Genomic DNA, 26,583 nt, shown 5'->3' on the forward strand with positions numbered 1-26,583 from the left:
GGGCCACCACAACGGCGCCTCGGGCAACCACAACCGTACATCGCCGTACGTTTCCCAGTGCCCACCGCCGCGCGTCCGCACCGGTCGCTACCCTCGGCGTATGCCCGTCCCCACCAGACGCGACGCTGCCCGCAACCGCGAGCGCCTCGTGATCGCCGCGCGACGGGTGTTCACCGAGCAGGGGCCGGACGCACCGCTCGAGACGATCGCCGACACGGCCGGCGTCAGCCGCACCACCCTGCACCGCCACTTCGCCAGCCGCGCAGCCCTGGTCTCGGCCGTGCTCGAGGAGAACGTCCGGGAGATCGAGGCTCGCGCTGCGAAGCTCGCCGGCAGGGACGACGGCGCCATCGCGCTGTTCCACCACCTGCTCGACGTACAGCTCGACGCCCCCTGGTTGTCCCGGGTGGTCGGGCAGCGCGACACCTCGGAGGTCGGGGACCTTGCGCGACGGACCGCGGAAGCGCTCGACCCGCTCGTCGCACGCGCGCGCGACGAGGGGCTCACCCAGCCGTCGGTCACGACCCAGGACGTCCTGCTCGCGCTGCCCATGGCCATGGCGGCGCGCGCCGCGACGACGCACGGTGTCGGCGACGCGTCAGCCGGACATAACCCGCGCCGCGTCCGGACGATGCTCCACCGAGGACTGTTCACCACCAGCCCGCCGGAGGGTTGAGCCTCGCCTCGCGGCAGCTCACGAGCGCCTGTCAGCCAGGTGGCGACGGACGATCAGCGCCCCGTCCTGAGCGTGGCGTCGAGCAGGCACACCGTGCTACCTCCGTACCGCGTCGCCGTAGGCGTCGACGAACCGGTCGAGCAGGTCGAGGAAGGTGCCGGCCTCGGCCCCGAGGGCGGCGAGCCCGGCCTCGAACTCGCCGAGGGCGGTCGCTGTGGCCGACTCGTAGGCGGTGAGCCCCTCGTCGGTGGGCTCGACGAGCCGGGCAGACCGGCCCGGCTCGGCGATCCGTCGCAGCAGGCCCGCGGCGAGCGCGCCGTTGACCTGACGGTTCACGGTGGACTGCTCGAGTCGCAGCGCGTCGCCGATCTCCCGCAGGGTCCGGGGCCGGCCGTCGGAGAGCAACCACAGCAGCCGACCGTCGGCGACGCCGAGGGAGCTGCGGTGCTCGGCCATGCGGCGGTGCACCTCGAGCTGGACCAGCAGGCCCGCGGCCCGGCGGTCGTCGCCGAGCGGGCGGTGATCGGGAGCAGGCGTCACGGACGACAGTGTCCCAGACGGCATCGGTCCTCCAGAGTTGACTCGACCAGATATGTAGGTACCATACACAAGTTGCTATGTATCTTACACATCCCGCGAGGAGTGCCATGAAGTCCCCCTCCCCTGACGCCGCACCGGCGTCACGGTCGTCCGCCGGCGCGGTGGCCGTCATCGTCGTCCTCGGCTTCAGCAGCCTGTGCGCCGCACTCATGCAGTCCTTGGTCATCCCGATCCAGAGCGAGCTCCCCCAGCTCCTCGGCACGTCCGCCGCGAACACGTCCTGGGTCGTGACGGCGACCCTGCTCGGAGGCGGTGTCGCCATGCCCGTGGCGGGGCGCCTGGCCGACCTGTACGGCAAGAAGCCGGTCCTCGCCGTCTCGGCCGCGGTCCTCGTGATCGGATCGTTCGTGTGCGCGGTCTCCGACTCCGTCGGCCCCATGATCGCGGGCCGGGTGCTGCAGGGCATCGCGATGGGCTACATCCCGGTCGCCATCAGCATGGTCCGGGAGACGGCACCCGCGCACCTGCGCAACACCGCCGTCGCCGGCATCAGCGCCACCCTCGGCGTCGGCGGTGCGCTCGGCCTGCCGCTGGCCGCCTGGATCGCGCAGGACTTCGACTGGCACGTCCTGTTCTGGGTCTCGGCCGCGCTGGCCGCCGTCATGACCGTCAGCACCTTGGCCGTCGTCCCGCACGTGCACGACGCGCACCCCGGCCGCCTCGACGTCGTCGGCGCGCTCGGCCTCGCAGCAGGGCTCGTCGCCCTCCTCGTCGGCGTCTCGAAGGGCAACGACTGGGGCTGGGACGCCGCGAGCACCCTGGGCCTGATCGTCGGCGGCGTCGTCGTCCTGCTGGTGTGGGGCTGGTACGAGCTGCGCCACGCCGACCCCCTGGTCGACCTGCGCACCACCGCCCGCAAGCCCGTGCTGTTCACCAACCTCGCCGCGCTCCTCATCGGCTTCGGGATGATGGCGCAGTCCATCGTCGTGCCGCAGCTGCTCCAGATGCCCGAGGCCACCGGCTACGGGCTGGGTCAGACCATCCTCGAGGCCGGCCTGTGGATGGCTCCCGCGGGCCTGATGATGATGCTCTTCACCCCGGTGTCCTCGCGCATGCTGACCCGTCTCGGCGGACGCGTCACCCTCGCCGTCGGCGGCGGCGTGCTCGCCCTCGGCTACGTCGTCGCCGTGTTCCTCATGGACGCCCCCTGGCAGCTCATGCTGGCGTCCTGCGTCGCCTCCGCCGGTGTCGGCATCGGCTACGCCGCCATGCCCACGCTCATCCTCAGCAACGTCCCGCCCACCGAGTCCGCCGCGAGCGTCGGCCTCAACAGCCTCATGCGCTCCATGGGCACCACCGTCGCCGGCGCCGTCATGGCGATCGTCCTCACCAGCCAGACCACCACCCTCGCGCCGGGAACCCCCGCGATCCCCACCGAGGGCGCCTTCCAGCTCTGCTTCGTCATCGGCGCGGCGGCAGCCGCCGTCGGCGCGCTCGTCGTCCTGCTCATCCCTCGCCAGCGGGCCGAGCTCCCGGCACCCGCCGCCCACCAGGTCCAGGACCAGGACGTGGCGGACGGCGAACCCGTCGCCGTCTGAGCACCTCGCCACGACGAGCACCGTGGGGACGCAGCGACGACCCTCGGGCACGACGAAGGCCCCGTCCTCCGAGAGGGCGGGGCCTTCCGCTCCGCGGCCGCCGCGGACGCTCCGTCGATCAGGAGATCCGCAGGATCGCAGCAGCCGAGCAAGCGCTACGTCGGCCGCCGTCAGCGGTGGGACAGGAGTTCCTCAGCCGGGCACCGAGCGGCGCGACCGCGATCGGTCGACGACCCGCGCGCTGTCGGCCTCGCGGTTGTCGTCAGCCGGCCGCCACCGCCTGCCGCAGCGACGCGCCTCACCGACGGCCGGCGATCTCGTGCAAGCGGTTCTCCCGCTGCGCGCGAAGGAGGACGGCGGCCCACGTCCGGAACGGCCGCCAGCCTTCGCCCACCTCGGCGACCGACGCGCCGGGCCCGTAGAGCGCCTCGACCTCGGCGTCGAGCCGCCGCTCCCGCGCCGGCAAGGCGTCGGGCACGTTGGCTCCACGCAGCACGATGAGCTCGGCGGCGAACGGGCCGACGCCCGTGATGTCCTGGACCGAGGTCAGAGCCTCGCGGGGGTCCATCGCGCGCAGCACGGCGCCCGCGAGCCGTCCCTCGAGGGCGGCCTCGGCCACGGCGTGAAGGTACTCGGCCTTGCGGCCAGGGAGATCGAGGTCGAGCGCCGCGAGAACAGCCGGTGCCGGGAACGCGCCATCGTCACCATGCCGGTCGATCAGCTCGCGCCGAGTGCGGGCGGCCTGCACGATGCGGACCCGCTGCGACAGCACCGACCACGCGGCAGCCTCGTACGGGGAGTGGAAGCCGCACGGCCGCAAGCCCGGCAGCGCCGCCTGGGCGGCGCCGATCACCGGGTCGCGCGTGCCGATCTCGGGCCACCCCGTGGCGTCGACGTCGAGCGCCAGGAAACGTGCCACCTGGTCGGCCGCGGCGTCGAGGTCGCCGTCCCCGCGCACGGTGATCGTCGCCTGCGCACCGTCTTGTCGCACGACGGCGCTCGCGCTGGACCAGTCGGTATCGACCCGGAACACCGTCCTCAGCGAGGCGCCCGGAGCGTCCGCATCAGGTAGCGCCGCTGGTGCGAAACCTTCCCAGAACTCCCTGCTCGTCGCGAGGGACCACGGGCCCCGCACCACCCGCTCGATGCCCAGCTGCGCCATCGTGCACCTCCTTCGGCCGCTTCCACAGCCATTGAATGTCAACCCCCCGTCATCGGCCCCCTGGAGGAGTCGATCGGCTACCTGCTCAAGGAGGCTGCCGCGGTACTGCGCGGAGCGATGGACGCGGTACTGCGCCCCCTGGGCCTCACCGTTCCGCAGCACGCCTGCCTCGAGCTGCTGCACCAGAGGCCGGGGCTCTCCAACGCCGAGCTCGCGCGTGGAGCGTTCGTCACACGGCAGTCCATGAACCTCGTCCTGCGAGCCTGTGCCACGCCTGGTCTGCGGGACCGGCCTTTCTGCTGCCGAGCACCGTCCTGGGCATCGAGGTCCTCGCCGACAGCTGGGACAGGGTGCGCATCAACCCTCGGCTGGGTGACCTGGACTGGGCCTCTGCGACCGTCCCGACCCGGCACGGCGAGCTGACGGTCCGCGCCACCTCCGAAGGTTCGGTGGACGTCGAGGTCCCCCGTCGATGACGGTCGTCCTCGACGACGTCGAACACGCCGGGCCAGCCACTTTCCGCACGACGCGCTCCTTCGACGACGCCGCAGCGGCTGCTGCTCGGACAGGTGACAGTTCGAGCTGGCGCCATGGTGACGCGCGCGCAACCAGCGACAGCTGCAGCCTGACAGCTCCGGGTTCCTGAGCCTCGACGAGCCCCGGCATCGGAGATCTGGGCGAGCACTGCTGCCCGGACCCGCCCAACCCCACGGACCCCGAGAAGGACAAGGAAGTAGACCAGCAGCTCGCCGCGGCCTGCGGTCGTGGCGCTGCTCGAGCCCGATGATGGCGGGATCGAATCGAGTCGCCGCAGGCGCGGACAAGCACGAAGGTCTCGCCCCGGCGCAGGACGAGACCTTCGTTAACCCGACAGATCTGGGATTTCGGCCAGACGTTGAACTGTCCAAACCCTCATCCACCTGCGGTTTCTCCATGAGCCGTGAGGCTGTGCGGGAACCATGGGGGAATCGAGCGCGCCCCCGCTGAGCGGGACTGCGAGACACCGACAGGAGTGTCGTGGTCTCAGGGTGCGGCGGATGCCGCCCTCTCATGGTGCGAGCCGAGCTCGGCGCAGCGACCAGGTTGCACGGCTCGGCACCGTCAGCGGGTGGCTGCCGCGAGTGAGCAGATGAAACCCCACGCCGGGTGGCTCGTCGCTGCTGCTGGCAGCTCAGGCTGGCGAAGTCGGAGCCGCGGCGAGGAGAGTCGCGCAAGGACGATCTCTCACCGCGGCTGTCATCTCACGCGGCCGGCCGCGTGGCTCGACGGCATACGGGAATCTCGCATGCGGGGGCGAACAGCGGCGTTCTGCGAGTGCGTCGATGCTCGCTCTCCCACTTCTACGCGTTGTCGGCGAGGTGCCGAGCGACCACTCGTAGGGTCGCCGCGAAACGAGAACGTCGTGCGAGAAGGGAGACGTCGTGACGGAGATGCGAGCGGCGGTGTTCGACCGGTACGGACCCCCGGAGGTGCTGCGCATCGCGAAGGTGCCGATGCCCCGTCCGGCAGCCGGTGAGGTGCTGGTGCGCGTGCTGGCGACGAGCCTCAACGGCGGTGAGGTCCAAGGGCGCGCGGGGCGGCTGAGCGCGGTGCTGGGGAAAAAGTTCCCGATGCGGACCGGCATCGATCTGGTGGGGGAGGTCGTCGAGGTGGCCGCCGACGTCGACGATGTCGAGGTCGGCCAGATGGTCTGGGCGATCAGCGAGACGCCCCCCGGCACGGCGGCCGAGTACTTCGCGGTACGACGCAGTCGACTGTCACCGGCCCCGTCCACCCTGACCGCGCTGCAGGCGGTGACCATCCCGGCGGGTGCCACCACCGCCGTCACGGCGTTGCGCGACAAGGCCGCGATCAAGCCTGGCGAACGCCTGCTCGTGCGAGGCGCGACGGGGGGCGTGGGCAGCTTCGCGGTGCAGGTCGGCAAGCTCTATGGCGCGCACGTGACCGCCCTCGCGCGTGCCGAGGCGCTCAGCACCGCGCGCAGCCTCGGTGCAGACGACGCGATCGACTATCGCAGCACCCCGTTGTCAGCGCTCGGCCGGTTCGACGTCATCGTCGACACCGCAGGGTCGGACTTTCGCGGTCAACGCCGGTTGCTGAGCCCTGGCGGACGGATGGTGGCCATCACGATCGACATGAACCGACGCCTCGCGAGCCTGGCCTATGTGCTGGGCTCGACGATCCACGGGCCGCGACGCGTGCGGATCTTCCGTGGCGATCCCGACCCTCAGCTGCTGACCGACGTGGCGAGGCTCGCAGACCAGGGCGTGCTGCGACCGATCGTGAACGAGGTGTACCCGCTGGACCGGATCGCCGAGGCTCACCGGTCGCTCGAGGCCGGCGGCGTGATCGGCAAGCACGTCATCGAGATCGCGAAGCCGTCCGTCGAAGCGTGAGCCGCCCGCCGGATCTGCGCCCGTGCCGACGGGCGGTCAGGAGGTCGCCGGGTTGCGGAAGCCCGCCACGAGATAGTCGGCGAGCTTCTTCGACGCCGCCCGACGCGCGGCGACGTCACCCTGGACCAGGCCGGCATTGGCGGCGAGCACGAGCGTCAGGTCGTCACGACCGAACTCGGCGCGGAGCGCTCCGGCCTCCTTCGCCCGACGGACGAGATCGGCGAAGGCCTGTTCGGCGACACGACGCTGGTCGTCGAACTCGGACGCACCGCCCGGTACTGCGGAGAGGAAGTCGCGTGTGAGGTCACGACCATCGGCGTCCACGGTGCACAGCGCCTGGATCGCGGCGCTGAAGCCGCGCCACGGGTCCGGATCGCGAGAAGCCTCGAGGATGCGGGACACGCACTCGTCCACCCGCGTCGTGAAGACCGCCGCGACAAGCGCATCGCGAGTCGGAAAGCGGCGATAGATCGTCGCCGCACCGACACCAGCACGCTGGGCGATCTCGGAGGTCGGCACCTGCAGGTCCCGCTCGGCGAACAGCACACGAGCGGCCGCGAGTATGCGCTCCCGGTTGAGCTGCGCGTCCCGCCGGAGATCGCCCATTCCGCGATGCTACGAGAAGTGGACAAGCGCTTCCACATCCGCGGGCCCCCTCCTGGGACGCACGCGACATCGCAGACGAGCTGACCACCAAGGGCGTGGCCATGAGAGGTGTTCTCACCACCGCGCCCCCGACCACCAGCACGGGCGTCGAGGTGAAGCGGTTGCGCCAGGTCGTCGAGGCCGCACGCTCGTCGTCCTGCACGTGGGTCGCCGAGGCCGAGGCCCGTGCGGCACGCGAGGCCGACGACGATGCTCTGGCCTGCCGTGAGACGCGCCGCAGTAGGCTCGCACCCATGGTGCGTCCCGCTCTCTCCAGCCTCACGTCGACGACGCTCAGCGACCAGGCGTACGCGTCGATCCGGGCGGCGATCTCGAACGGCGAGCTCCCGCGCGGGGCCAAGGTCACCGAGCGCGGACTGGCCGAGATGCTCGGTGTCAGCCCGACGCCGGTTCGGGAAGCGATTGCGCGCCTCGTGCAGGATCGCCAGATCGAGCGGGTCGGGCTACGCACCATGCGTGTTGCAGAGTTCACGGACGAGTCCCTCGAGGAGATCGATGAGATCGAGGTGACGCTGCAGGCCCTCACGGCGCGGTTTGCGGCACGTAAGGCAACGAGTACGGACATCGAGAGGCTGACCGCGTTGCTCGCCTCGGCGGAAGCCGACGCCGAGCTGTTGCTCACGCAGCTCGGCAGCCAAGAACAGCTCGATGAGCGCGCTGCGCGACGGGCCTTCGACGGCATCCGCCGATTCCACGACGAGATCGAGGTGATCGCCGGCAACCCGGTGCTGGCGCGGCTGCTTGAACAGTCGCGCGCCTTCAGCCCGGCAGAGCGTGCGGAGGCGACGCGGACGCTGACTCGCGTGTCGGCGGTCGGCATCCGCGAGCGCTACGGCGATCACCAGGCGCTCCTGGACGTGATCGCCGCCGGGGACGAGGACGCCGCCGCCGAGATCGCGCTCCGGCACGGCGAACGCTCCCACCGAGACATCCGGCGCGTCGTCTGACCCTGGTTGTCGCCAGCGCGGGCGTGCCGTATCGTGCGTTGCTATAGCAAATAGCGACAGACGAAGGAGTCTGGTGAGCGCAGCAACGATCCCGACCAGCGGCAAGCACCCCGTGACCGACCGCGGCAGGCTGAACCTTCGGGCAGCGATGCTCGTCGCTCTCGCCGTGTTCGCGCAGGAGTCGGTCTGGAACTTCTACGACGCGCAGGTTCCGGCGAGCATCGCCCAATACACCACCAGCGCGGCCCTCATCGGCCTGCTGATGGGGCTCGACAACGTGCTGGGCATCGTCCTGCAACCACTCATCGGGCATCTGTCCGACCGCACGCGCAGCCGTTGGGGCCGTCGCGTCCCCTACCTGGTGATCGGTGCCCCGATCGCAGCCGTCTTCTTCGTGCTGATCCCGTTCACCAGCTCGTTCGGGTCACTCATCATCTGCTTGTTCCTGTTCGGCCTGACCGCCAACTCGTTCAAGTCCGCCGTCGACTCGCTCACGCCCGACTTCCAGCCGGCAGGCAAGCGCAGCACTGCGAACGCCATCGCGAAGGTCGCGACGAGCATCACCATCGTCGTGTCGTCGCTGATCAGCTTGCTCATCGTCGACCGCAGTGTGCAGCTCGCGTTCGCGATCCCGGCCTTGATGATGGTGTGCGCCACCATCATCGTCGCGCTGACGATCAAGGAGACGAGCTCTCCCGGCTATCAGCGGGCGATCGCCGAGGATGACGCCGAGATCGCCTCGACCCCGTGGACCTTCCGCGCGGTCATCGGCGACCTGATGCGCGATCGCAGCCGGGTGATGATGCTCGTGACGATCTTCGCCACAGCGGGAACCTGGGCCGCCATGCGATCCCAGCTGACCCCCTACGCCATGGACGTGCTCAGCCTGACGCGAGGTCAGGCCGGATCGCTCGCCCTGCCCGCCGGCCTCGCCTTCATCGTCGTGGCTGTGCCGATCGCGCTCTGGAGCGACCGGTTCGGTCGCCGCAAGGTCACGGGAATAGGAACGATCGTCTTCGCTCTCGGCTGCATGCTCGCATTCACGGTGCCGACCGTGCCCGTCACGATGGTGGGAGTGATCATCGCATCCATCGGCTACGCCGCGTTCTCGATCAACGGCGTCGTCATCATGTGGAACCTCGCCCCCAGTGCCACCGTCGTCGGCACCTATACCGGCCTCTACGCGATCGCGACCGCTCTCGGGGCCTCGCTCGGCCCGGCCATCATCGGTGTGATGGTCGACCTGACGTCCTGGCGCTTCCTGTTCCTGCACGCCACGATCCTCGTCGCCGTCGCGTTCCTCTGCCTCCTCGGCGTGCGCCGCGAGATCAACCCACGACAGTTCGACGACGTCGACACCCGGCCGGCGGATGATGCCGGCACGCCCCGAAAGGAGAGCTGAACTTGGAGATCCGCGTTCTCGCACCCACCGGAGTCCTCGGCGGAGGCTTCACCGAAGAATCGCTCGAGGCCGGCCTCGCCCGCCGGCCGCATGTGATCGCCTGCGATGCCGGATCCACCGACAGCGGGCCGTCAGCTCTCGGGTCCGGGGTGCCGAAGCTCTCTGACGCCGCCGTGCGGCGTGACCTGCGGCTGTTGCTCCTTGGTCGAGCGCGCCTCGACGTGCCCCTCGTCGTCGGATCGTGTGGCACGAGCGGTCGAGACGTCGGAGTCGACGGGGTCGCCGCTCTCGTGCGCGAGATCGCCGAGGCGGAGGGTCTGTCGCTCCGGCTCGCCCTCATCTACTCGGATCAGCCGACCGAACGGCTGGAGAGCGCCCGATCCGCAGGGCGCATCCGTGCCCTCGAACCCCTCGTGCCGATCGAACCGACCACGCTCGTCGACAGCCACGTCGTGGCGATGATGGGGTCCGAACCCATCGAACGAGCGCTGAGCGCAGGGGCGGACGTGGTTCTCGCCGGGCGCGCGAGCGACACTGCTCTCTTCGCCGCGCTCCCTCACCTGCAGGGAGCGGACGCTGGGCTCACCTGGCACGCCGCCAAGACGGTCGAGTGCGGGGCGGCGTGCGCGGTGCCGCCATCGGCCGACGGGCTGCTCGTCTACCTGCGCGACGACCACTTCGACGTCGAAGCCTTGCAACCTGGATCCCGCCTGACCGCGCAATCCGTCGCGGCCCACACGCTGTACGAGAACGCCGACCCCTTCCTCGTCGTCGAACCGTCCGGCGTGCTGGACACCTCAGCGGCAGAGTACGAGCAGATCAGCGAGACGATGGTGCGGGTGCGCGGTGCACGCTTCCACGCCTCCGACACCTACACGAACAAGCTCGAAGGCGCGCGCCTGCGCGGCTTCCAGACCGTGGCCGTCGGCGGCGTGCGCGACCGCATCGTGATCGCCCGACTGAAGCAGATCCTGCCGATGGCCAACCAGTACTTCACCGAGCGCATCCAGGCGCTCTTTGCTGGGAACGTGGACCCGGCTGACGTCGACATCCGATTCACCCTGTACGGAGACGACGCCGTCCTCGGCGAGCGCGAGCCGTTGCGCGGTCAGCCCGCCCACGAGATTGGCGTGCTGCTCACCGTCACCGCAGCCACGCAGGAGATCGCTCACGCCGTCGGCGCCACGGCCGCGCACGTGCTCTCGCACCTGCCGATCCCCGAGTACGACGGCCTGGTCTCGACCGTCGCCTATCCCTTCTCGCCCCCGGAGATGGATCGAGGGGCCGTGTACGAGTTCACGCTCAACAGCACCGTCGTGGTCGATGACCCATCCGCTCTGTTCCGCACCGAGTTCGAGACGATCGTCGCCCAGGCGCCGCGAGGTCCGATCGGTCCGACCTTGGAAGGAGCCGCCGCATGACCGCGCTCGTGGAGCTCTGCAGCCTCATCCGATCGAAGAACGCAGGGCCGTTCACGCTGACGTTCGACATCATGCTCGGTGACCAGGCCGCGTACGACCGGGTCGTCGGAAGCGGCATCCTCACTCCCGATCTCTTCGCGTCCCTCTACGGCGCGGACGCGGCCACGGTGCGTGTCTTCGAGCATCCCGCGGCACTCGCGGTGAAGGCCTCCATGCCTCGACCGGTGATCCAGGGCTCAGCAGGCGACGTCGATTGCTATGGCGGACAGCAGCATGCGCTCCTGCTCGACGTCGAGGTTCCCGAACGCGACGACGAGGACGCCGCATGAACGCGCGGCTCAGGGCCGACGGCCTGCCGGACGGGCACCCAGCACTGCAGTTCATGCTCGGAGCGACCCCGTTCTTCGCCCTCGGGTCCGACCCACGGTTCTCCTACTCTCTCTATGTCCCTGTCGGATACCCGGGTCTACCCCACCCGATGCCGCTGGTCGTCGCCGTGCACGGCACTCATCGGACGGCAGAGAGCACACGCGACTCCCTCGCGGAGTTCGCGGAGCGCGCCGGTGTGGCCGTGCTCGCCCCGCTGTTCCCCGCGGGCCTCGGCGGCCCGAACGAGCTGAACGACTACAAGGAGGTCGCCGCAGGCGGCGTGCGCTACGACCAGGTTCTGCTGGCCATGATCGACGAGGCGGCCGAGAGGTGGAGTCTCGACACCGCGCGCGTCGTGGTGTCCGGGTACTCGGGCGGTGGCCAGTTCGCGCTGCGATTCACGCTCCTGCACGCAGATCGGGTGCGGGCGGCATCCATCGGCGCACCCGGGCGCGTCACACTGCTGGACGACGAGCCGTGGCCGCACGGAATCGGCGACGCGCCGCTCGTCTTCGGACGGCCGGTGGATCTGGACGCGTTGCGCGCCGTCGACCTCCAGGTCGTGGTCGGGGGCCTCGACGATTCGAGCGAGCTGTTGGCCGCTGTCGCCTCCGACCCCCGCGAGGCGCGCGCGGGTGCCGGTCGCCGCGATCGTGCGGCGTTCCTGGCGTCAACCCTCGAGGCCCGAGGGCTGAACGTGAGGCTCGACATCGTGCCGGCCGTCGCCCACGAAGCAGCGGGCGTGCTGCCGGAGGTCATCAAGTTCCTTGAGGAGACCCTGTCCACCTGAGCCGGAGACTCCGAGGCCGTCGCAGCTGCCACTCGATGCGGGCCCCGGCAAAGTCGTCGGGGGTAGGTGTGGTGAACTGCTGGTTTGTCGCGTCGAAGCAGGCGCGGGTGTGCTCTGAGCCTTTCGATGGGTCGTTTCTTCGCCCTCCCCCAGCTCGGCGACCGAGGCGCGATCGGGCCTGGAGGACGCGCCGACCTCGTCCAGCGCAGCCTTCCCCACCCCGTAGTAGGTGTCGGGTCGCGGCGCAGGCATCCCCACGATCGGCGATTCCGTCGGCAAGAACCCTGCTGCGTGCACGGAGACCGCCAGGAGCAACCGCCCCATCCCTGCCCGGCGCGCCGCCTCGCACACGGCTCGCGTGCCGTCGACGTTCACCGCAAGGATGTCGGCCCACTCACGCTCCTGCGCCACCGGTGCTGACGAGGTTGCCCATGCTGCTCCCGTCGTCCAGCACCCGTCCGCCAGGCCATGAGTGAATCGAACCCGGCGCGCAAGACACGCGCGCGCCGGGTTCGGGGACGGCAGCGGGGCGAGTGCTCCACAAGCTCCCTCGAAACAGAGGCCGGCTCCTGGGGGTACCCCACCCCGATCCGCCCGCTCCCCGGGTCAGCTCACCCCTTGACGGCCCCGGCCGCGATGTTGGCGATGAAGTGTCGCGACCCGATCAGGAACACCCCGATCAGTGGTACGACGCTCATCAGCGCACCGGCCATGACCATCCCGTAGTCGGTGTTGTAGATCGAGTTGAGCTGCGACAGCGCCACCTGCAGCGTCTGCCGGCCCGGGTTGATCAACACGACCAGGGGCCACACGTAGTCGTTCCACGCCCCGATGAAGGTGAAGATGCCGAGGAACGCGAGCCCACCGCGCAGCATCGGCACGGCGATCGCGAAGTACGTGCGGAAGAACCCCGCACCGTCGATCCGCGCCGACTCGAGGAGCTCGTCCGGGATCGCCCCGTCCGCGAGCTGCCGCAGCAGGAAGATGCCGAAGGCGCTCACGGCGCCCGGCACGATCAGCGCCTGGAGCGTGCCGATCCAGCCGAGGTTCGCCATGATCACGAAGTTCGGCACGAGCGACAGCTGGGCCGGGACCAGGAACGTCACCAGCAGCAGGGCGAACAGCACGTTCTTGAACGGGAACTGGTACTTGGCGAACGTGAACGCGGCGAGCGAGCAGAAGAACATCACCAGCGCCGCGCAGGAGAGCGACACGATGAGGGTGTTGCCGAGGGCGCTGAGCAGGTCGATGTTCGCGAACACGTTCTGGATGTTCGTCCACAGCTCGGGACCAAAGGTGAGCTTGGGCGGGTAGCCGAAGATGTCCGCCGTCGTGTTCGTCGACATCGCGACGAGCCAGTAGAACGGGAAGATCGACAGCAGCACGCCGATGACGAGCACGAGGTGGGTCACGGTCGACCGCACCACGCGCTGCGCCCGAGGCGCGAGCGGCCGGGCCGACCGGGCCCCCGTCGTCGTGTCGGCGGCGGGGGTGTCGGGCCTGGTGTCGGTGCTGGTGGCGGTGCGGGTGTCAGTGCTGGGCACGGTGCTTCCTCCATCCGCGCGTGTCGCGCTCGCTGACCAGCCGCCAGTTGATGATCGAGAAGATGGCGGCGATGACGAACAGTGCCCAGCCGAGGGCCGAGCCGTACCCGAAGTCGAACTGCGTGAACGCCTGGTTGTACTGGTAGAGCACGATGGTCATGCCCGCCTCGTTGGGCCCGCCGGTGTCGCCGAGCAGCACCTGCGGCTCGGTGAAGAGCCCGAGCCCGCCGATGGTCGAGGTGATCACCACGAAGAGGATCACCGGGCGCAGCAGCGGCACCGTGATCCGGCTGAACGTGCGCCACGTGCCCGCGCCGTCGACCTTCGCGGCGTCGTAGAGGTCGCTCGAGATGGCCTGCAGGCCGGCGAGGAAGATGATCGCGTTGTAGCCCGTGAACCGCCAGATCACCATGACGGCGATCGTCACCTTGATGCCCCAGTCGGAGCTCAGCCACGGGATCGCATCCAGGTGCAGCGCCGTGAGGGCCGAGTTGACGAGGCCGAACGAGTCGGAGAACACCGACCCGAAGACGATCGCCATCGCGACCATCGACGTGACGTTGGGCAGGAAGTACGCGACGCGGTAGAAGCCCTTGAACCGGATGTTCTGGTGCAGGAAGAACGCCAGGAGGAGCGCGAGGAAGATCATCGGCACCGTGGAGAGGAACCAGATGATGAAGGTGTTCGCGACCGAGTTCCAGAACCGCGGGTCGCTGATCAGGAACGTGTACTGCTGCAGGCCGACATACTTCATCTCCCCGACGCCGTCCCAGTCGTGGAACGAGATGAACAGGGAGAAGACGATCGGGACGAGGCCGAACACGAGGAACAGCAGGTAGAAGGGCGAGATCGCGAGGTACTGCGGCCAGTACCGCCGGAGTCCCCGCGGCTTCTTGGCCGGGCCGGTCGGCGTGGCGAGCGCGCTCGATCCGGAGACGGGCGGCGCCGTCGTCGTCGCCATCAGATCAACCCCTTCTTCTGCAGCAGCCGGTCGGCGCGCGCCATGGCGTCGTCCCAGGCACGTTCCGGGTCCTTGTTCTGAGTCTCGACGTTGGTCAGCTCGAGGTTGATGCCGTCGATGATCAGGTTCTCGTACGGGCTGATGAACGTGGTCGGCACCTCCTCCGCCGCGCGGACGAACGCCTGCGTGATCGGCTGGCCGCCGCAGAACTCGTCGGGACGGTCCGGGTCGATCGCCACGAACGAGTCGGGCGTGGACGGGAACAGCTGGGCCTCCTCGTAGCTCGTCACCTGGTGCTCCGGCGACGTCAGCCAGGCAAGCAGCGCGAACGCCGCCTCCGGGTCCTTGGCCGTCTTCGGCACGGCCAGGAACGACCCGCCGTTGTTGCCGGCCAGGCCGGGCTGGTGGGCGACACCCCACAGCCCCTTGGTGTCCGGCGCGGCGCCCTGGAGCTGCGGCCCCCACCAGGCGGCCTCGATGTTGGACGCGAGCCGCCCGGCGGACAGCGCCGAGTTCTTCTCCGTGTCGGTGAACGCCCGTGCGGTGACACCCTCCTGCCCGGCCTGCACCGCGACGTCCCACGCCTGGCGCACCGCCGAGTTCTCCCGGTCGTAGAGGCGCGCGCCGCCGGAGTCGAAGTAGCGGTCCGCGCTTGCCCCCATCAGCTGGGCGAAGGCCTGCGGGCTGCTCGTGATGATGGCCGCGTCCGCGTCGGTGCGCAGCTTCTTGCCCGCCTCGATCCAGGCGTCCCACCCGGTCATCGACGCGGTGACCTCGTCGGGTTCGCTGGGAAGCCCCGCGTCGGCGAAGACGTCCCGGCGATACCAGAGCGCGGTGGGGCCGGTGTCCATCGGCCAGAAGCAGAGTCGGTCGTTCGACGTGACCCCCATCTGCAGCTTCCACTCGAGGTACTTGTCGCTGTACTCCCCGGCCCCGAGCTCGTTCAGGTCGTGGAACTGGTCCTCGATCGGGAAGTAGGTCGCGACGTTCGAGTTGAGCGCCGTCACGTCGGGGACGTAGGCACCGCCGGCCAGGCTCGTGCGGAGCTTGACGTCGATGCCGGTGCTGACCTTGTCGGTGTCCAACCGGAACCGCGTCCCTGGGATGCCCTTGCGGACCGTGGCCAGCAGGCTCTCGGCGATGCTGAGGTTCCAATACCAGAGCGTGAGGGTCTTGGGGTCGGACGAGATCGACACGGTCGGTGAGCACCCGGACAGGGCCCCTGCGGCGGCCAAGCCGGTCAGGCTCAGGGAGCCGGCCAGGAATGCGCGGCGAGAGAGTCGTTCCACGCTGTCTCCAAGTCTCTTCGTCGAGTCGTGGTTCTTCGAGCGTCATCCGTGAACGATCACGCTCCGCCGCGAAATGTTCCACCGCTCCTTGGGACGTGTCAATCCCCCCGTCATGGCAAGGCATCCTGGATTTCCCGCGGTTCTCATCGTGGTTCGGTGGCCGGTTGACGGCCATCGGGCCCACCTCGTAGCCTCGATCCGGCGTGAACGTTCACCATGGCTTGCCTCGAACCGCGCCGATGGTCCGCCATCGCTTCCTCGTCCCGTCCGATCGAAAGGCCTGACCGCATGCGCGACGCGAGCTCCGACTACCTCACCGAGCGCGGGCCGGGTGGTGGGCTGCGTGCGCCGGCACGCTCCTGGCTGCGGACGGACGCGCCGTCGTTGTCGCTGAACGGCCGGTGGCGGTTCCGGCTGCTCGACGGCGCTCCTGGTGCGCTCGGGGCGGCCGGCGTGCTGCCCGCGGGCGAGGCGGTCGACGCCGTGGCGGCGGTCGGCTACGACGACGCCGAGTGGGACGAGATCCGGGTTCCTGGGCACTGGGTGCTGCAGGGCGAGGGGAAGTACGGGCGTCCGATCTACACGAACGTGCAGTTCCCGTTCCCGGTGGATCCCCCGTTTCCCCCCGACGCGAACCCGACGGGCGACCACCGGCGGCGCTTCACCCTGCCCGACGACTTCGCCGCCGCCGAGCACGTGCTTCTCCGGTTCGACGGCGTCGAGTCCCGGTACAGGGTGTGGCTCAACGGCGAGGCGGTCGGCTGGGGCACGGGCAGCCGGCTCACGCAGGAGTTCGACGTGTCCGCCCTGCTGCGCCCGGGCGAGAACGTCCTGGTGGTGCGGGTGCACCAGTGGTCGGCGTCCAGCTACCTCGAGGACCAGGACCAGTGGTGGCTGCCCGGGATCTTCCGCGACGTCACGCTGCTGGCGCGCCCGGCCGGGCGGATCGACGACGTGTGGCTGCAGGCCGACTACGCCGCCGCGACCGGCCGCGGCCGCATCACGCCCGAGATCACGGCGCCCGCCGCTGCCTACCCGGTGACGCTGTCCGTCCCCGACCTCGGGCTGGAGGCGACCTGGGACTCCCCCGACGACGTCGCGCCGCTCGACGTCGCCGCCGTCGAGCCATGGTCGGCGGAGGTGCCGCGCCTCTACGCGGCCACCGTGACCGGCCGCGACGAGACGGTCACGACCCGGCTCGGCTTCCGCACCGTGCGGATCGTCGGCGACCAGTTCACCGTCAACGGCCGCCGCGTCGTCTTCCACGGGGTGAACCGGCACGAGACGCACCCCGACCTGGGGCGCGTCTTCGACGAGGACTTCGTCCGCGCCGACCTGGCGATGATGAAGCAGTTCAACGTGAACGCGATCCGCACCAGCCACTACCCGCCGCACCCGCGCGTGCTCGAGCTCGCGGACGAGCTCGGCTTCTGGGTCATTCTCGAGAGCGATCTGGAGACCCACGGCTTCTGGGCGCAGGACTGGCGGGACAACCCGAGCGACGACCCGCGCTGGCGCGACGCGCTCCTCGACCGCATCGAGCGCACCGTCGAGCGCGACAAGAACCGCCCGAGCATCGTCATGTGGTCGCTCGGCAACGAGTCCGGCACCGGGTCGAACCTGGCCGCGATGGCGGCGTGGGTGCACGATCGCGACGCGAGTCGGCCGGTGCACTACGAGGGCGACTACACCGGGCAGTACACCGACGTCTACTCGCGCATGTACTCGTCCATCGCCGAGACCGCGTCCATCGGTGGCGACGGCACCGAGGTGCTGCTGCCGGGCTGCGACGCCGCCGAGTCCCGGCGCCAGCGCACCCGCCCGTTCATCTTGTGCGAGTACGTCCACGCCATGGGCAACGGCCCCGGCCTGATCAGCGAGTACGAGGATCTGGTCGACACCTACCCGCGGCTGCACGGCGGCTTCGTCTGGGAGTGGCGCGACCACGGCATCCGCACCGCCACTCCGGACGGCACGGAGTTCTTCGCCTACGGCGGCGACTTCGGCGAGGTCGTGCACGACGGCAACTTCGTCATGGACGGCATGGTGCTCTCCGACAGCACCCCGACCCCAGGCCTGCATGAGTTCAAGGCCGTCGTGGCGCCGATTCGGCTCCGCCTGGCGCCCACCCGCTCAGGCGAGGTCGGGCTCGAGGTCACCAACCGCCAGCACAGCGCGGACACCTCCGGCGTGCGTTTCGTCTGGCGCGCGGAGCGCGACGGCATCACCGTGGCCGATGGCGAGGTGAAGGTGACCGACGACGGCCGGCCTCTCGCACCCGAGGCACGCGTGTCCGTCCCGGTCGACCTCCCGCACCTCGACCCGGTGGACCCCGCCACCGGCGAGAGCCGCTTCGGGCCCGAGACGTGGCTCACCGTCGAGGCGGTGCTCGGTTCGCAGACCGCCTGGGCGCCCGCCGGCCACGTGGTCTCCACCGCCCAGCTTGAGCTGGGCGGCGCCCCGGCCCGCGACCAGGTCGTCTTCGGCGGCCTGCGCCCGCGCGCCGTCGACGGATCGGCCACGCCCGCCCGGGCCGGCCACCGCCGTCTCGGCCCCGCGGTGTTCGACGGCGCCACGCTGGTCGAGCTGGCCGGCCGGCCCGTGACCGCCCCCGAGCTCACCCTGTGGCGGGCGCCCATCGACAACGACAAGCGCCAGTTGCGCTCGTGGCTCGACGCCGGGCTCGACCGCCTGGTCGGCCGGGTCGAGCGCGCCGAGGACGTCGACGGCGCGGACGGCGCGGTCCTGACCCGCACGCGCTACGCGGCGGCCAACAGCAAGCTCGCCGTCTGGCTGGACACCCTGTGGCGCCCCATCGACGAGCACACGGTCGCCGTGCAGCTCGACATCGTCCCGTCACGCGGGTGGGACCTCGTCTGGCCGCGCACCGGCGTCCACCTCGGCGTCCCCGCCGCCGTGGACCACGCGACCTGGTTCGGCACCGGCCCCCTCGAGTCCTACGCCGACAGCCGCCGCGCAGCCCTCGTCGGCCGGTTCGCCGCCGACGTCGACGACCTCGCCATGAGCTACGCACGCCCGCAGGAGAACGGCCACCGCAGCGACGTCCGCTGGCTCGAGCTCGCCGCCGGCGACGAGCCCTGGCTGCGGATCGAGGCCGTCCGCGACGCGCAGCGACGGCTGCCGGGCTTCACGCTCGCCCGGCACTCGGCCGAGGAGCTCACCGCCGCCACTCACCCGCACGAGCTCCCACCCGTGCGCGGCCACCACCTCTACCTCGACGCGGCCCAGCACGGGCTCGGCAGCGCCGCGTGCGGGCCGGACGTCCTGCCGGACTTCACGCTGCGGCCCGAGGCACGCACCCTCACGTTCCTGATCTCCGGGGGGCTCCAGCAGTGACGCCCGCTGTTACCGTGACGCCATCATGAACGACGGATCGACGAGAACGGGCGGCGCCAAGCGGCCGACGGTGCTGGACGTCGCTGCCCGCGCCGGGGTCTCCCGCCAGACAGTGACCCGCGCGATGAACGACATGCCGGGCATCAGCGTGGCGACGAAGAAGCGGGTCATGACCGCCGCCAAGGAGCTGCGGTACCGGCCTAGCCGCTTCGGCCGCGGGCTGGTGCTGGGCCACCAGCTCACGCTCGGCCTCGTGATCGACGACCTGACCAATCCGTACTACCCCGAGCTGGCGGCGAGCGTGATCGCAACGGCTGCTACCCGTGGCTGGAGCGTCGTCATCGCGGACACGGCGCACAGCCCGAACGGCGTGCCGGCCTCGCTCAAGTCGCTCGCAGGCCAGGTCGACGCAGTCGTGGGCTACCTCCGCGTCGCTCCGGCCGACTACGACGGCATCTTCGGCGACCTGCCTGTCGTCACGCTCGAGACCTCGCCGGTGCCTGGTCATCGGGGAGTGGTCGAGCTCGACTTCGGCCCCGGTATGCGGGCTGGCGTCGCATATCTGCACGGTCGCGGACATCGGCGCATCGCGCTGGTCGACATCGTCGGGCCGGGTTCGATATCTGAGCGTCAGCGGCACTACCGTGCGGCGATGACCGAGCTCGGGCTCGAGCCGACGGTGTATTTCGCCGAGCAGTCCGTCGATGGGGGCATTCGGGCAGCACAGGCCATGCTCGTCGAGGATCCGCACGTCGATGCCATCATCGGGTTCAATGACATCGTCGCGTTCGGCGTCATGAAGGAGCTGGCGCGGGCGGGCGTCCACGTTCCTCGACAATGCGCCGTACTCGGTATCGATGGCCTGCCGATCGGCCGTATCAGCACTCCTGAGCTCTCCAGCCTCGCGCTCGACCTCGGCGAGGTGGGGCGGCTCGGTGTGGAGCTGGCAGTCCAGATGCATTCGGGTGCGCTCCCCTCCAGCGGGCCCGCCGTACATCGGTCTGTTTCCCATTCGTTGCTTCTGCGCGAGTCGGCCTAGCCGGACCTCGCAGACACGGGAACGTCACCATCGGGCCCGCCTCCGACTTCGGGGCTGCTCCACGTACGGGTGACACCTGACCCGCTCGTCCCGCGAGGTCGCCGAGGCAGAATCCTCGCCGCGGTGACGTGCCAGCTCCTGCCGATCGCCAGCCAGCCGCACCACCCGTGACTCACCGCCCCTGTCACGCCACCGCGTCGGCCCAAACCCGCCTGGCGGACGTCCCGTTCGACGCCTGCGCCGAAGACCCGAAGCTCGGGTATCGGCCCCCCGGCGCGCACCACACGCCGCTGGCACCCCCTCGCGCCGCGCGGGTCGATCCACGCGGTCAGTACGCCGCTGTGAATCGTGAGCGACGATGCGTGGGGCTGTCGAGCTCGTCGACGACGGCCGTCGCGAGGTCGGCTCCGGAGATCTCCGAACGCCCCTTGTCGTCCGTGAGCAGCACATCCCCGCCCAGGCGGAAGACGCCGGTCGCGGTGCCGGGCGCCCAGGAGCCGAAGCCGAGGGGCGGGCTGACGACGAACCAGTCCAGGTCCTGCGTCGAGGCGCGCAGGACGCCGAGCGCCTCGTCGGCCGCGCGGCTGTCCGACACGTACGCCGCCGGGAAGTCAGCCGTCTCGTACACCTTCGGACCGTCCGGCGCGGCGAGCAACGTGCCCGCCCCACCGATGACGCCCAGACGCGCGCCGGCCGTGCGAGCCAGCGCGCCGATCCGGTCGACAGCCTGCGCGAATACGTGCACGAGCTCGCCACGGGGCGCGAGAGCGACGACGACCGCCTGCACGCCGTCGATGACCGACGCCAGTGATTCCTCGTCGAGGGCGGAGCCCGTGCGGTAGGTGACACCGGGGACCGGGTCGGCGGGTGCGCTGCGGCTGAACGCGGTGACCTCGTGGCCGCGTGCTGCGGCTTCGCGGACGATGGCGCTGCCGGCGTAGCCGGTGCCGCCCAGGACGGTGATGCGGGTCATCGGTACTCCTTGAGAAGAAGGGGGTCTGCGGAAGACGAGGTCCCGGTAGGCGGGTCAGGTGGAGAAGTCGTGTCGCGGGGCCTTGCGCAAGCTGAACCACAGGCGCGCGCGCAGCTTGTTGGCATCGGTGAGGACCGAGAACGGGACCGGGGCGCCGCCTGCGTCTCGTACGGCATGCAGCAGATAGTCGCGCAGCTGCCAGACGAGCACGGGATCGCTGCCGGTCGGCGACAAGGCGGCGTCCAGCTGCTGCGCCGCGACACCCAGGTCGGAGGCGACCTCAGCGCGGTTCAGGCCGGTCAAGTTCAGGTTGGCGTGCAGTTCGGCGCTCGTGCGGACGAGCTCGTCATGGTTGAGGCTCACGGTTCCCCCTCGGTCGTTCCCGGCCGTCCGGGATCCGACGGCGTCCAGTCGGTGCAGCGTCTCCGTGTCGAGGTCCACGGCCCCGGCGACGAGGTTCGCCTCGAGGTGGTCGACATCCGCAGTGCCCGGGATGAGCAGGGTGCGCGGGGAGTGGTGCAGCAACCATGCGAGCGCGACCTGCGAGGTGGTGATACCCAGCTCGTCGGCGACGGCGCGCACGACCGGGGCGTCACCCGCCTTGGCCGCACCGGGGAAACCGCCGCCGAGGGGGAAGAACGGCACCCACGGGATCTCCGCCTCCTCGCACATGCGCAGCAGCTCCTCGTCCTCCCGCGCGACGACGCTGTACGGGTTCTGCACGCACGCAACCCCGACGGACAGGGCACGACGCAGGACCTCAGGGGTCACGCAGCTGAGCCCGATCGCGCCGATCATGCCCTCGTCGCGCATCGCGAGCATGACGGCGAGCTGGTCATCCAGATCCACCACCTGATCGGCCGGCACCGGCACACGCTGTGGAGTGTCCATGCGCCGCAGGTTGACGACATCGATGCGTTCGACCCCCAGACCTCGCAGGCTCGCCTCGACGCCGGCCCGCAGCTGCTCGGGACGCTGCGCCACCCGGACGGGGAACGGGGCACCGGCGGGGGCGGCCTCCGCGCCGACCTTCGAGACGACGGTGACGCCGTCCTCCGGTCGCAGGACGTCCCGGAGAACGACGTCGACGAAGCCGCGACCGTAGAAGGGCGCCGTGTCGACATGGTCGACGCCGAGCTCGACCGCACGCCGGACCACCCTCTCGGCGGCATCGCGGTCGCCACGCAGGCGCTGCAGCTGCATGGCTCCGTAACCGACGCGCGCGACGGAGTGGCCCGCGAGCGCTCCCCGACCGCCAGGGGTGGGGTCAGTGCTGCTCATCATCGGCGGTTGCTCGATCCTGTGGGACGATGCCATAGACGGAGAACTCTCCGCTAAGCATCACCCTAGCACTAACCGGAGGACTCTCCGCTTTGAACGCCCGCTCCTCGCACCTTCGCCCTGGGACCGACGAGATTCCCTCCTCGCCCACTCCTGCACCGGCGACCGTGAGCGCGCCGCGACCGATGCGTGCCGACGCACGACGCAACCGCGCCAGGATCGTCGCCGTCGCGCGTGAGGAGCTCGCTGCGCACGGCGGCAGCTTCGCGATGGACACCGTCGCGGCCCGCGCCGGCGTTGGCGCGGGAACGCTGTACCGGCACTTCCCGACACGTGAGGCACTCGTCGAGACTGTCTACGCCGCCGAGCTGGAGGACCTCACCACCTCCTCCGCCGCACTGCTCGACGCACTCGCCCCGATCGCCGCACTGCGCGAGTGGCTCACGAGATACACCCAGTTCGCGGCGACCAAGCGCGGGATGATCGACACGCTCCGCGCCGGGACCTCGGAGTCGCAGGCGCCCATGAAGGCCACCCGCGAACGGATCACGACGGCAGTGGCCCCGCTGCTGGAGGCGGGGGTCGCGGACGGGTCCCTCCGCCCGGACATCCGACCCGACGACGTCACCGTGCTGCTCCACGGCTTGTTCGTCGCCACGGCGACGAGATCCGACGTCGAGCAGATCGCACGCCTGCTCGATCTCGTGGTGGACGCACTGCGCCGGCGGGACTGAGAGCCCAGCCGTCGCTCGATCGATCCTCGCGCGTAGACGTTCCCCGCTGCGACGGTGGCGCCGGTCGTGGGTCCCCGTGCAGACGTCATGGACCGGAGTTGGCTCCCAGGCCTCGGACGGAGCACGCAAACGCCGACGCGGCCCCGTCCTCGTCACCGGACGAGGCCAACCTCTGGGACTGCGCGGATACGCCATCGCGAAGGTTCAGCGGTCTCCAGGAGCTGCTTGGTCAACCCGGTCAAGAACCCGTTCAGACCGACCAGATCGACCCCCGCCGCCCTGGCCAGGGCCACCAGCTGCTGCGCCAGCGCACGCTTCTCGTCCCCGCCGCACGACTCGACCGCGGCGGATCGCAATCCAGTACCCGCCACCGAGGCCAAGCCGTGGGCCACAAGTCGGGGCAGCCTCCGTCGCACCGGGCTCCTACACCGCCTCAGCCGGCGAGCTTGCCTCGGAGCTCCATCTCGATCTGTGAGGCATCAACGGTGGCCAGCATGTCCTCCAGCATGTCCTCCAGCACGTCCGCGACCCAGTGCCGTTCGACCGGCAAGTACGACCTCGGTCCCGCGACCCGGCGGCTCGGCGGCGAAGCGCTCCGACGCACGAACGAGGTGGCGATCGCCTCCGAGCATTCGGTGGCCCTCAGTGAGGCCACCGGGCACTCGGTCAACCTCGCGGTGTGGACGGACAGCGGCCCGATGATCGTGCGGAGGGACTACGGCGCGCACGCCCTCTCTCTCACTGCGCGGGTCGGCGCCTCGCTCCCGCTCCTCGACTCCGCCTCGGGCCAGGTGTTCTTCGCCCACCTGCCACGGACGATGACCGCCCGCGCCCTGGAGGCGTCCCTCGCCGGGCGCACGCGGTCGGAGGCGACCGCCCTGGCGCAGGCGGTGCGCGACCGGGGCTACGGCACGACCTCCGGCGGCGTCATCGCTGGTCAGCTGAGCTTCGCGGCCCCGGTGTTCACCGCGACGGACGCGCTCCCCCTCGTGATGACGCTCGTGTTCCCGAGCCCGTCCATCCCCGCCGCGGACCTGGAACGCTGGCGCGACCTCCTGCTGGAGACGGCAGCAACGGCCTCCCGGGAGCTCGGTGCCCTCCGGCATGGTCAGGCCACCCGGGACTGACGCGCCGACGGGTCGTCGTCGCGGCGACGACATCGCAGTCGAGCCCCAACGACACGAAGGTCTCGCCCCGAGGGACGAGACCTTCGTGTATCCGATATCTCTGACTTTTCGATCAGACGTTGAAGCCCAGCATCCGCAGCTGCTCGCGGCCCTCGTCGGTGATCTTCTCCGGGCCCCACGGCGGCATCCAGACCCAGTTGATGCGGAAGCCGTCGACGAGTCCCTCGAGCGCGGTGCCCGCCTGGTCCTCGATGACGTCCGTGAGCGGGCAGGCCGCCGACGTGAGCGTCATGTCGATGGTGGACATGTTGTTCTGGTCCACCTGGATGCCGTAGACGAGACCCAGGTCGACGACGTTGATGCCCAGCTCGGGGTCGATGACGTCGCGCATGGCCTCCTCGACGTCCGCGGCCGTGGTGGGCGTCGGTGCCGCGACGGGCGGGGTGCCCGTGTCGGTGGTGTTCTCGGTCATCGTCTCCTCCGGTGTCCGGTCGGGCCGGTACGTCATCCGGCCAGCGCGCCGCTGCGCGCCAGCGAGTCCTTCAGCGCCGCCCAGCCGAGCAGCGCGCACTTGATGCGGGCGGGGTACTGCGAGACGCCCGTGAACGCGCTCGCGTCCCCGAGGGTGTCGAGCGCGTCCTCGTCGTCCAGCCCCTTGCCGCGCGATCCCATGAGGTCGTGGAACACGGCGTCCAGCCGCGCGACGTCCGCGAGGTCCTGTCCCGTGACGAGCTCCGTCATCACGGAGGCGGACGCCTGCGAGATGGAGCAGCCCTGACCCTCCCAGGACACGCCCACCACCGTCGACCCGTCGACGTCCACGCGCAGCGTGATCTCGTCGCCGCAGGTCGGGTTCACCTGGTGCGACTCCCCCGACCGGTGGTCGACCGGCGCCTCCACGAGCCCCCGGCCGTGCGGGCGCTTCGCGTGGTCCAGGATCACCTGCTGGTACATCTGCTCGAGCGAGCTCACTGCTGTCCTCTCCGCCTGCTGTCAGTCCGCACCGAAGAACGCGCGCACGCCCGCCAGTGCTTCCCGGAACGCCGCGATCTCCTCGGTGGTGGTGTACACGGAGGCGGACGCGCGCGCGGTCGCCGCCACACCGAACCGCCGGTGCAGGGGCTGCGCGCAGTGGTGCCCCACCCGCACGGCGATCCCGCGGTCGTCCAGCACCTGCCCGACGTCGTGCGCGTGCACCCCGTCGACCACGAACGACACGACCGCCAGGCGGTCGCGGGTGTCGGCCGGGCCAACGATCCGCACACCCGGGATCTCCGCGATCCGCACCAGCTCCGCGGCGAGCTCCTGCTCGTGCCGGGCCACCCGGTCCATGCCGAGCTCGTCGAGCCAGCGCGCCGCGACCCCCATGCCGACGGCCTGGGCCACCATCTGCGTCCCCGCCTCGAACCGCTGCGGCGGCGGGGCGTAGGTGGTCTCGGCCATGGTGACGACCTCGACCATGGAGCCGCCGGTCGTGACGGGCGGCATCGCCTCGAGCAGCTCGCGCCGCCCGTACAGGGCGCCGACACCGGTCGGGCCGAGCATCTTGTGCGCGCTGAACGCGGCGAGGTCCACGCCCAGGGCGTGCAGGTCGACCGGCAGGTGCGGCACCGACTGGCACACGTCCAGCACGGTGACCGCCCCCACGCGCCGGGCGGCCTCGACGAGCTCGGCGACCGGGGCCACGGCCCCGGTCACGTTCGACACGTGCCCGAACGCGACGACCCGCGTGCGGTCCGTGATCAGCCCGTCGAGGTCGGACAGGTCGAGACGACCCTGCTCGTCGACGCCGAACCACCGCAGCACGGCCCCCGTGCGGGCGCACAGCTCCTGCCACGGCACGAGGTTCGCGTGGTGCTCCGCCTCGGTGACGACGATCTCGTCCCCAGGCGCCAGCCGGAAGCGCTCGGCCGCCGCTCCCCCGCGCCCGGCCGTCGCGTTCGAGAACGCGTAGGCCACGAGGTTGAGCGCCGACGTCGCGCCTGGCGTCCAGACGATCTCGTCCGTGTCCGCCCCGACGAAGGCCGCCACGGCCACCCGGGCGTCCTCGAACGCCTCCGTCGCCTCCTCCGCGAGCTGGTGCGCGCCGCGGTGCACGGCCGCGTTGCGCTGCTCGTAGAAGTCGACCTCGGCCTCGAGCACCACGTTCGGCTTCTGCGACGTGGCGGCCGAGTCCAGGTAGACGAGCGGCCGACCACCCCGCACCGTGCGTCCGAGCAGCGGGAAGTCCGCGCGCACGGCGGCGAGCTCCGCCGCGGTGAGCGACGGTCGCACGGTGTCGGTGGTGGTCATGGCTTCCTCCTGGTGACGG

Annotated in this window: 24 protein-coding genes and 1 pseudogene; 13 read left to right on the plus strand and 12 right to left on the minus strand. The window is 70.5% G+C overall.

Annotated features, from left to right (window positions below; genetic code table 11):
• The first annotated feature begins 100 nt into the window (after window positions 1-100).
• Window positions 101-676, plus strand: a complete 576-nt coding sequence (locus tag ACWGKI_RS01685) for a TetR/AcrR family transcriptional regulator (protein WP_452184162.1) — start codon at window positions 101-103, stop codon at window positions 674-676.
• A 96-nt stretch (window positions 677-772) separates the two neighbouring features.
• Here ACWGKI_RS01685 and ACWGKI_RS01690 read toward each other — a convergent pair whose 3' ends face one another.
• Window positions 773-1,216 (minus strand): MarR family winged helix-turn-helix transcriptional regulator, encoded by a 444-nt coding sequence (locus tag ACWGKI_RS01690; protein ID WP_452184164.1) that lies wholly within the window; start codon window positions 1,214-1,216, stop codon window positions 773-775.
• A gap of 107 nt (window positions 1,217-1,323) precedes the next feature.
• On the opposite strand from ACWGKI_RS01690, the gene ACWGKI_RS01695 reads away from it, so the two are divergent.
• On the plus strand, window positions 1,324-2,814 hold the full coding sequence (locus ACWGKI_RS01695) for an MFS transporter (RefSeq protein ID WP_452184166.1): 1,491 nt from the start codon (window positions 1,324-1,326) through the stop codon (window positions 2,812-2,814).
• 298 nt (window positions 2,815-3,112) lie between these two features.
• Here ACWGKI_RS01695 and ACWGKI_RS01700 read toward each other — a convergent pair whose 3' ends face one another.
• Window positions 3,113-4,159, minus strand: a complete 1,047-nt coding sequence (locus tag ACWGKI_RS01700; RefSeq protein ID WP_452184168.1) for a DNA-3-methyladenine glycosylase family protein — start codon at window positions 4,157-4,159, stop codon at window positions 3,113-3,115.
• Here ACWGKI_RS01700 and ACWGKI_RS01705 point away from each other — a divergent pair.
• Window positions 4,058-4,270, plus strand: a pseudogene (locus ACWGKI_RS01705) (MarR family transcriptional regulator); the annotation flags it as partial. The gene ACWGKI_RS01700 and the pseudogene ACWGKI_RS01705 sit on opposite strands and share 102 nt — an antisense overlap.
• Window positions 4,271-5,445: 1,175 nt before the next feature.
• On the plus strand, window positions 5,446-6,372 hold the full coding sequence (locus tag ACWGKI_RS01710; protein WP_452184170.1) for an NAD(P)-dependent alcohol dehydrogenase: 927 nt from the start codon (window positions 5,446-5,448) through the stop codon (window positions 6,370-6,372).
• A gap of 36 nt (window positions 6,373-6,408) precedes the next feature.
• Here the strand turns inward: ACWGKI_RS01710 and ACWGKI_RS01715 are convergent, their stop codons facing one another.
• The gene (locus ACWGKI_RS01715) at window positions 6,409-6,978 is read right to left on the minus strand and encodes a TetR/AcrR family transcriptional regulator (RefSeq protein ID WP_452184172.1); all 570 of its coding nucleotides are present in this window, start codon (window positions 6,976-6,978) and stop codon (window positions 6,409-6,411) included.
• Window positions 6,979-7,079: 101 nt separating this feature from the next.
• Between ACWGKI_RS01715 and ACWGKI_RS01720 the strand changes: the two genes are divergently transcribed.
• From ACWGKI_RS01720 to ACWGKI_RS01740, 5 genes are all read left to right on the plus strand, one after another.
• Window positions 7,080-7,985, plus strand: coding sequence for a GntR family transcriptional regulator (locus ACWGKI_RS01720; RefSeq protein ID WP_452184174.1), 906 nt, complete (start codon window positions 7,080-7,082; stop codon window positions 7,983-7,985).
• 73 nt (window positions 7,986-8,058) lie between these two features.
• Window positions 8,059-9,387 (plus strand): MFS transporter, encoded by a 1,329-nt coding sequence (locus ACWGKI_RS01725; protein ID WP_380240949.1) that lies wholly within the window; start codon window positions 8,059-8,061, stop codon window positions 9,385-9,387.
• 2 nt (window positions 9,388-9,389) lie between these two features.
• On the plus strand, window positions 9,390-10,808 hold the full coding sequence (locus ACWGKI_RS01730; protein WP_452184176.1) for an acyclic terpene utilization AtuA family protein: 1,419 nt from the start codon (window positions 9,390-9,392) through the stop codon (window positions 10,806-10,808).
• Window positions 10,805-11,137, plus strand: coding sequence for a DUF4387 domain-containing protein (locus tag ACWGKI_RS01735; protein WP_452184178.1), 333 nt, complete (start codon window positions 10,805-10,807; stop codon window positions 11,135-11,137). The genes ACWGKI_RS01730 and ACWGKI_RS01735 overlap by 4 nt, the downstream gene beginning before the upstream one ends.
• The gene (locus ACWGKI_RS01740) at window positions 11,134-11,967 is read left to right on the plus strand and encodes a hypothetical protein (RefSeq protein ID WP_452184180.1); all 834 of its coding nucleotides are present in this window, start codon (window positions 11,134-11,136) and stop codon (window positions 11,965-11,967) included. Before ACWGKI_RS01735 ends, ACWGKI_RS01740 begins: the two co-directional genes overlap by 4 nt.
• On the opposite strand, the gene ACWGKI_RS01745 is transcribed toward ACWGKI_RS01740, so the two are convergent.
• From ACWGKI_RS01745 to ACWGKI_RS01760, 4 genes are all read right to left on the minus strand, one after another.
• Window positions 11,848-12,378, minus strand: coding sequence for an NAD-dependent epimerase/dehydratase family protein (locus tag ACWGKI_RS01745; protein WP_452184182.1), 531 nt, complete (start codon window positions 12,376-12,378; stop codon window positions 11,848-11,850). The two genes, ACWGKI_RS01740 and ACWGKI_RS01745, sit on opposite strands and share 120 nt — an antisense overlap.
• 200 nt (window positions 12,379-12,578) lie before the next feature.
• On the minus strand, window positions 12,579-13,511 hold the full coding sequence (locus ACWGKI_RS01750) for a carbohydrate ABC transporter permease (RefSeq protein ID WP_452184184.1): 933 nt from the start codon (window positions 13,509-13,511) through the stop codon (window positions 12,579-12,581).
• Window positions 13,498-14,472: a carbohydrate ABC transporter permease gene (locus tag ACWGKI_RS01755; RefSeq protein WP_380240939.1), complete on the minus strand. Its 975-nt coding sequence runs from the start codon at window positions 14,470-14,472 to the stop codon at window positions 13,498-13,500. Before ACWGKI_RS01755 ends, ACWGKI_RS01750 begins: the two co-directional genes overlap by 14 nt.
• A complete protein-coding gene (locus ACWGKI_RS01760) occupies window positions 14,472-15,761 on the minus strand; it encodes an ABC transporter substrate-binding protein (protein WP_452184186.1) in 1,290 nt (429 codons plus the stop codon). Before ACWGKI_RS01760 ends, ACWGKI_RS01755 begins: the two co-directional genes overlap by 1 nt.
• Before the next feature lie 288 nt (window positions 15,762-16,049).
• Between ACWGKI_RS01760 and ACWGKI_RS01765 the strand changes: the two genes are divergently transcribed.
• Both ACWGKI_RS01765 and ACWGKI_RS01770 read left to right on the plus strand, forming a co-directional pair.
• Window positions 16,050-19,118: a glycoside hydrolase family 2 TIM barrel-domain containing protein gene (locus tag ACWGKI_RS01765; RefSeq protein WP_452184188.1), complete on the plus strand. Its 3,069-nt coding sequence runs from the start codon at window positions 16,050-16,052 to the stop codon at window positions 19,116-19,118.
• 25 nt (window positions 19,119-19,143) lie between these two features.
• Window positions 19,144-20,157, plus strand: a complete 1,014-nt coding sequence (locus ACWGKI_RS01770; protein WP_380240933.1) for a LacI family DNA-binding transcriptional regulator — start codon at window positions 19,144-19,146, stop codon at window positions 20,155-20,157.
• A 328-nt stretch (window positions 20,158-20,485) separates the two neighbouring features.
• On the opposite strand, the gene ACWGKI_RS01775 is transcribed toward ACWGKI_RS01770, so the two are convergent.
• Both ACWGKI_RS01775 and ACWGKI_RS01780 read right to left on the minus strand, forming a co-directional pair.
• On the minus strand, window positions 20,486-21,130 hold the full coding sequence (locus tag ACWGKI_RS01775) for an NAD(P)-dependent oxidoreductase (protein ID WP_452184189.1): 645 nt from the start codon (window positions 21,128-21,130) through the stop codon (window positions 20,486-20,488).
• Window positions 21,131-21,184: 54 nt separating this feature from the next.
• Window positions 21,185-22,447 carry an aldo/keto reductase gene (locus tag ACWGKI_RS01780; protein WP_452184191.1) on the minus strand — a complete coding sequence of 421 codons (1,263 nt, stop codon included), beginning with the start codon at window positions 22,445-22,447 and terminating at the stop codon, window positions 21,185-21,187.
• 131 nt (window positions 22,448-22,578) lie between these two features.
• On the opposite strand from ACWGKI_RS01780, the gene ACWGKI_RS01785 reads away from it, so the two are divergent.
• Together ACWGKI_RS01785 and ACWGKI_RS01790 are read left to right on the plus strand one after the other, a co-directional pair.
• Window positions 22,579-23,145: a TetR/AcrR family transcriptional regulator gene (locus ACWGKI_RS01785; RefSeq protein ID WP_452184193.1), complete on the plus strand. Its 567-nt coding sequence runs from the start codon at window positions 22,579-22,581 to the stop codon at window positions 23,143-23,145.
• Window positions 23,146-23,639: 494 nt separating this feature from the next.
• Window positions 23,640-24,272: an IclR family transcriptional regulator gene (locus ACWGKI_RS01790; protein ID WP_452184195.1), complete on the plus strand. Its 633-nt coding sequence runs from the start codon at window positions 23,640-23,642 to the stop codon at window positions 24,270-24,272.
• Between the two features lie 112 nt (window positions 24,273-24,384).
• Here ACWGKI_RS01790 and ACWGKI_RS01795 read toward each other — a convergent pair whose 3' ends face one another.
• From ACWGKI_RS01795 to ACWGKI_RS01805, 3 genes are read right to left on the minus strand one after another with little or no spacing between them, the layout of a single operon-like run.
• On the minus strand, window positions 24,385-24,744 hold the full coding sequence (locus ACWGKI_RS01795; RefSeq protein WP_380240917.1) for a metal-sulfur cluster assembly factor: 360 nt from the start codon (window positions 24,742-24,744) through the stop codon (window positions 24,385-24,387).
• A 32-nt stretch (window positions 24,745-24,776) separates the two neighbouring features.
• Window positions 24,777-25,244 carry a Fe-S cluster assembly sulfur transfer protein SufU gene (sufU, locus tag ACWGKI_RS01800; RefSeq protein ID WP_452184197.1) on the minus strand — a complete coding sequence of 156 codons (468 nt, stop codon included), beginning with the start codon at window positions 25,242-25,244 and terminating at the stop codon, window positions 24,777-24,779.
• Window positions 25,245-25,265: 21 nt separating this feature from the next.
• Window positions 25,266-26,564: a cysteine desulfurase gene (locus tag ACWGKI_RS01805; protein WP_452184199.1), complete on the minus strand. Its 1,299-nt coding sequence runs from the start codon at window positions 26,562-26,564 to the stop codon at window positions 25,266-25,268.
• Window positions 26,565-26,583 lie beyond the last annotated feature (19 nt).

It is taken from the genome of Isoptericola sp. NPDC055881 (assembly GCF_053615895.1).

What these genes read in the sequence shown, in the direction of transcription:
- ACWGKI_RS01770 (WP_380240933.1), top strand. Translation starts at nt 19,144, where the DNA reads ATGAACGACGGATCGACGAGAACGGGCGGCGCCAAGCGGCCGACGGTG.
- ACWGKI_RS01805 (WP_452184199.1), bottom strand. Translation starts at nt 26,564, where the DNA reads ATGACCACCACCGACACCGTGCGACCGTCGCTCACCGCGGCGGAGCTC.
- ACWGKI_RS01740 (WP_452184180.1), top strand. Translation starts at nt 11,134, where the DNA reads ATGAACGCGCGGCTCAGGGCCGACGGCCTGCCGGACGGGCACCCAGCA.
- ACWGKI_RS01790 (WP_452184195.1), top strand. Translation starts at nt 23,640, where the DNA reads ATGTCCTCCAGCATGTCCTCCAGCACGTCCGCGACCCAGTGCCGTTCG.
- ACWGKI_RS01685 (WP_452184162.1), top strand. Translation starts at nt 101, where the DNA reads ATGCCCGTCCCCACCAGACGCGACGCTGCCCGCAACCGCGAGCGCCTC.
- ACWGKI_RS01795 (WP_380240917.1), bottom strand. Translation starts at nt 24,744, where the DNA reads ATGACCGAGAACACCACCGACACGGGCACCCCGCCCGTCGCGGCACCG.
- ACWGKI_RS01780 (WP_452184191.1), bottom strand. Translation starts at nt 22,447, where the DNA reads ATGGCATCGTCCCACAGGATCGAGCAACCGCCGATGATGAGCAGCACT.
- ACWGKI_RS01765 (WP_452184188.1), top strand. Translation starts at nt 16,050, where the DNA reads ATGCGCGACGCGAGCTCCGACTACCTCACCGAGCGCGGGCCGGGTGGT.
- ACWGKI_RS01755 (WP_380240939.1), bottom strand. Translation starts at nt 14,472, where the DNA reads ATGGCGACGACGACGGCGCCGCCCGTCTCCGGATCGAGCGCGCTCGCC.
- ACWGKI_RS01715 (WP_452184172.1), bottom strand. Translation starts at nt 6,978, where the DNA reads ATGGGCGATCTCCGGCGGGACGCGCAGCTCAACCGGGAGCGCATACTC.
- ACWGKI_RS01720 (WP_452184174.1), top strand. Translation starts at nt 7,080, where the DNA reads ATGAGAGGTGTTCTCACCACCGCGCCCCCGACCACCAGCACGGGCGTC.
- ACWGKI_RS01735 (WP_452184178.1), top strand. Translation starts at nt 10,805, where the DNA reads ATGACCGCGCTCGTGGAGCTCTGCAGCCTCATCCGATCGAAGAACGCA.
- ACWGKI_RS01775 (WP_452184189.1), bottom strand. Translation starts at nt 21,130, where the DNA reads ATGACCCGCATCACCGTCCTGGGCGGCACCGGCTACGCCGGCAGCGCC.
- ACWGKI_RS01695 (WP_452184166.1), top strand. Translation starts at nt 1,324, where the DNA reads ATGAAGTCCCCCTCCCCTGACGCCGCACCGGCGTCACGGTCGTCCGCC.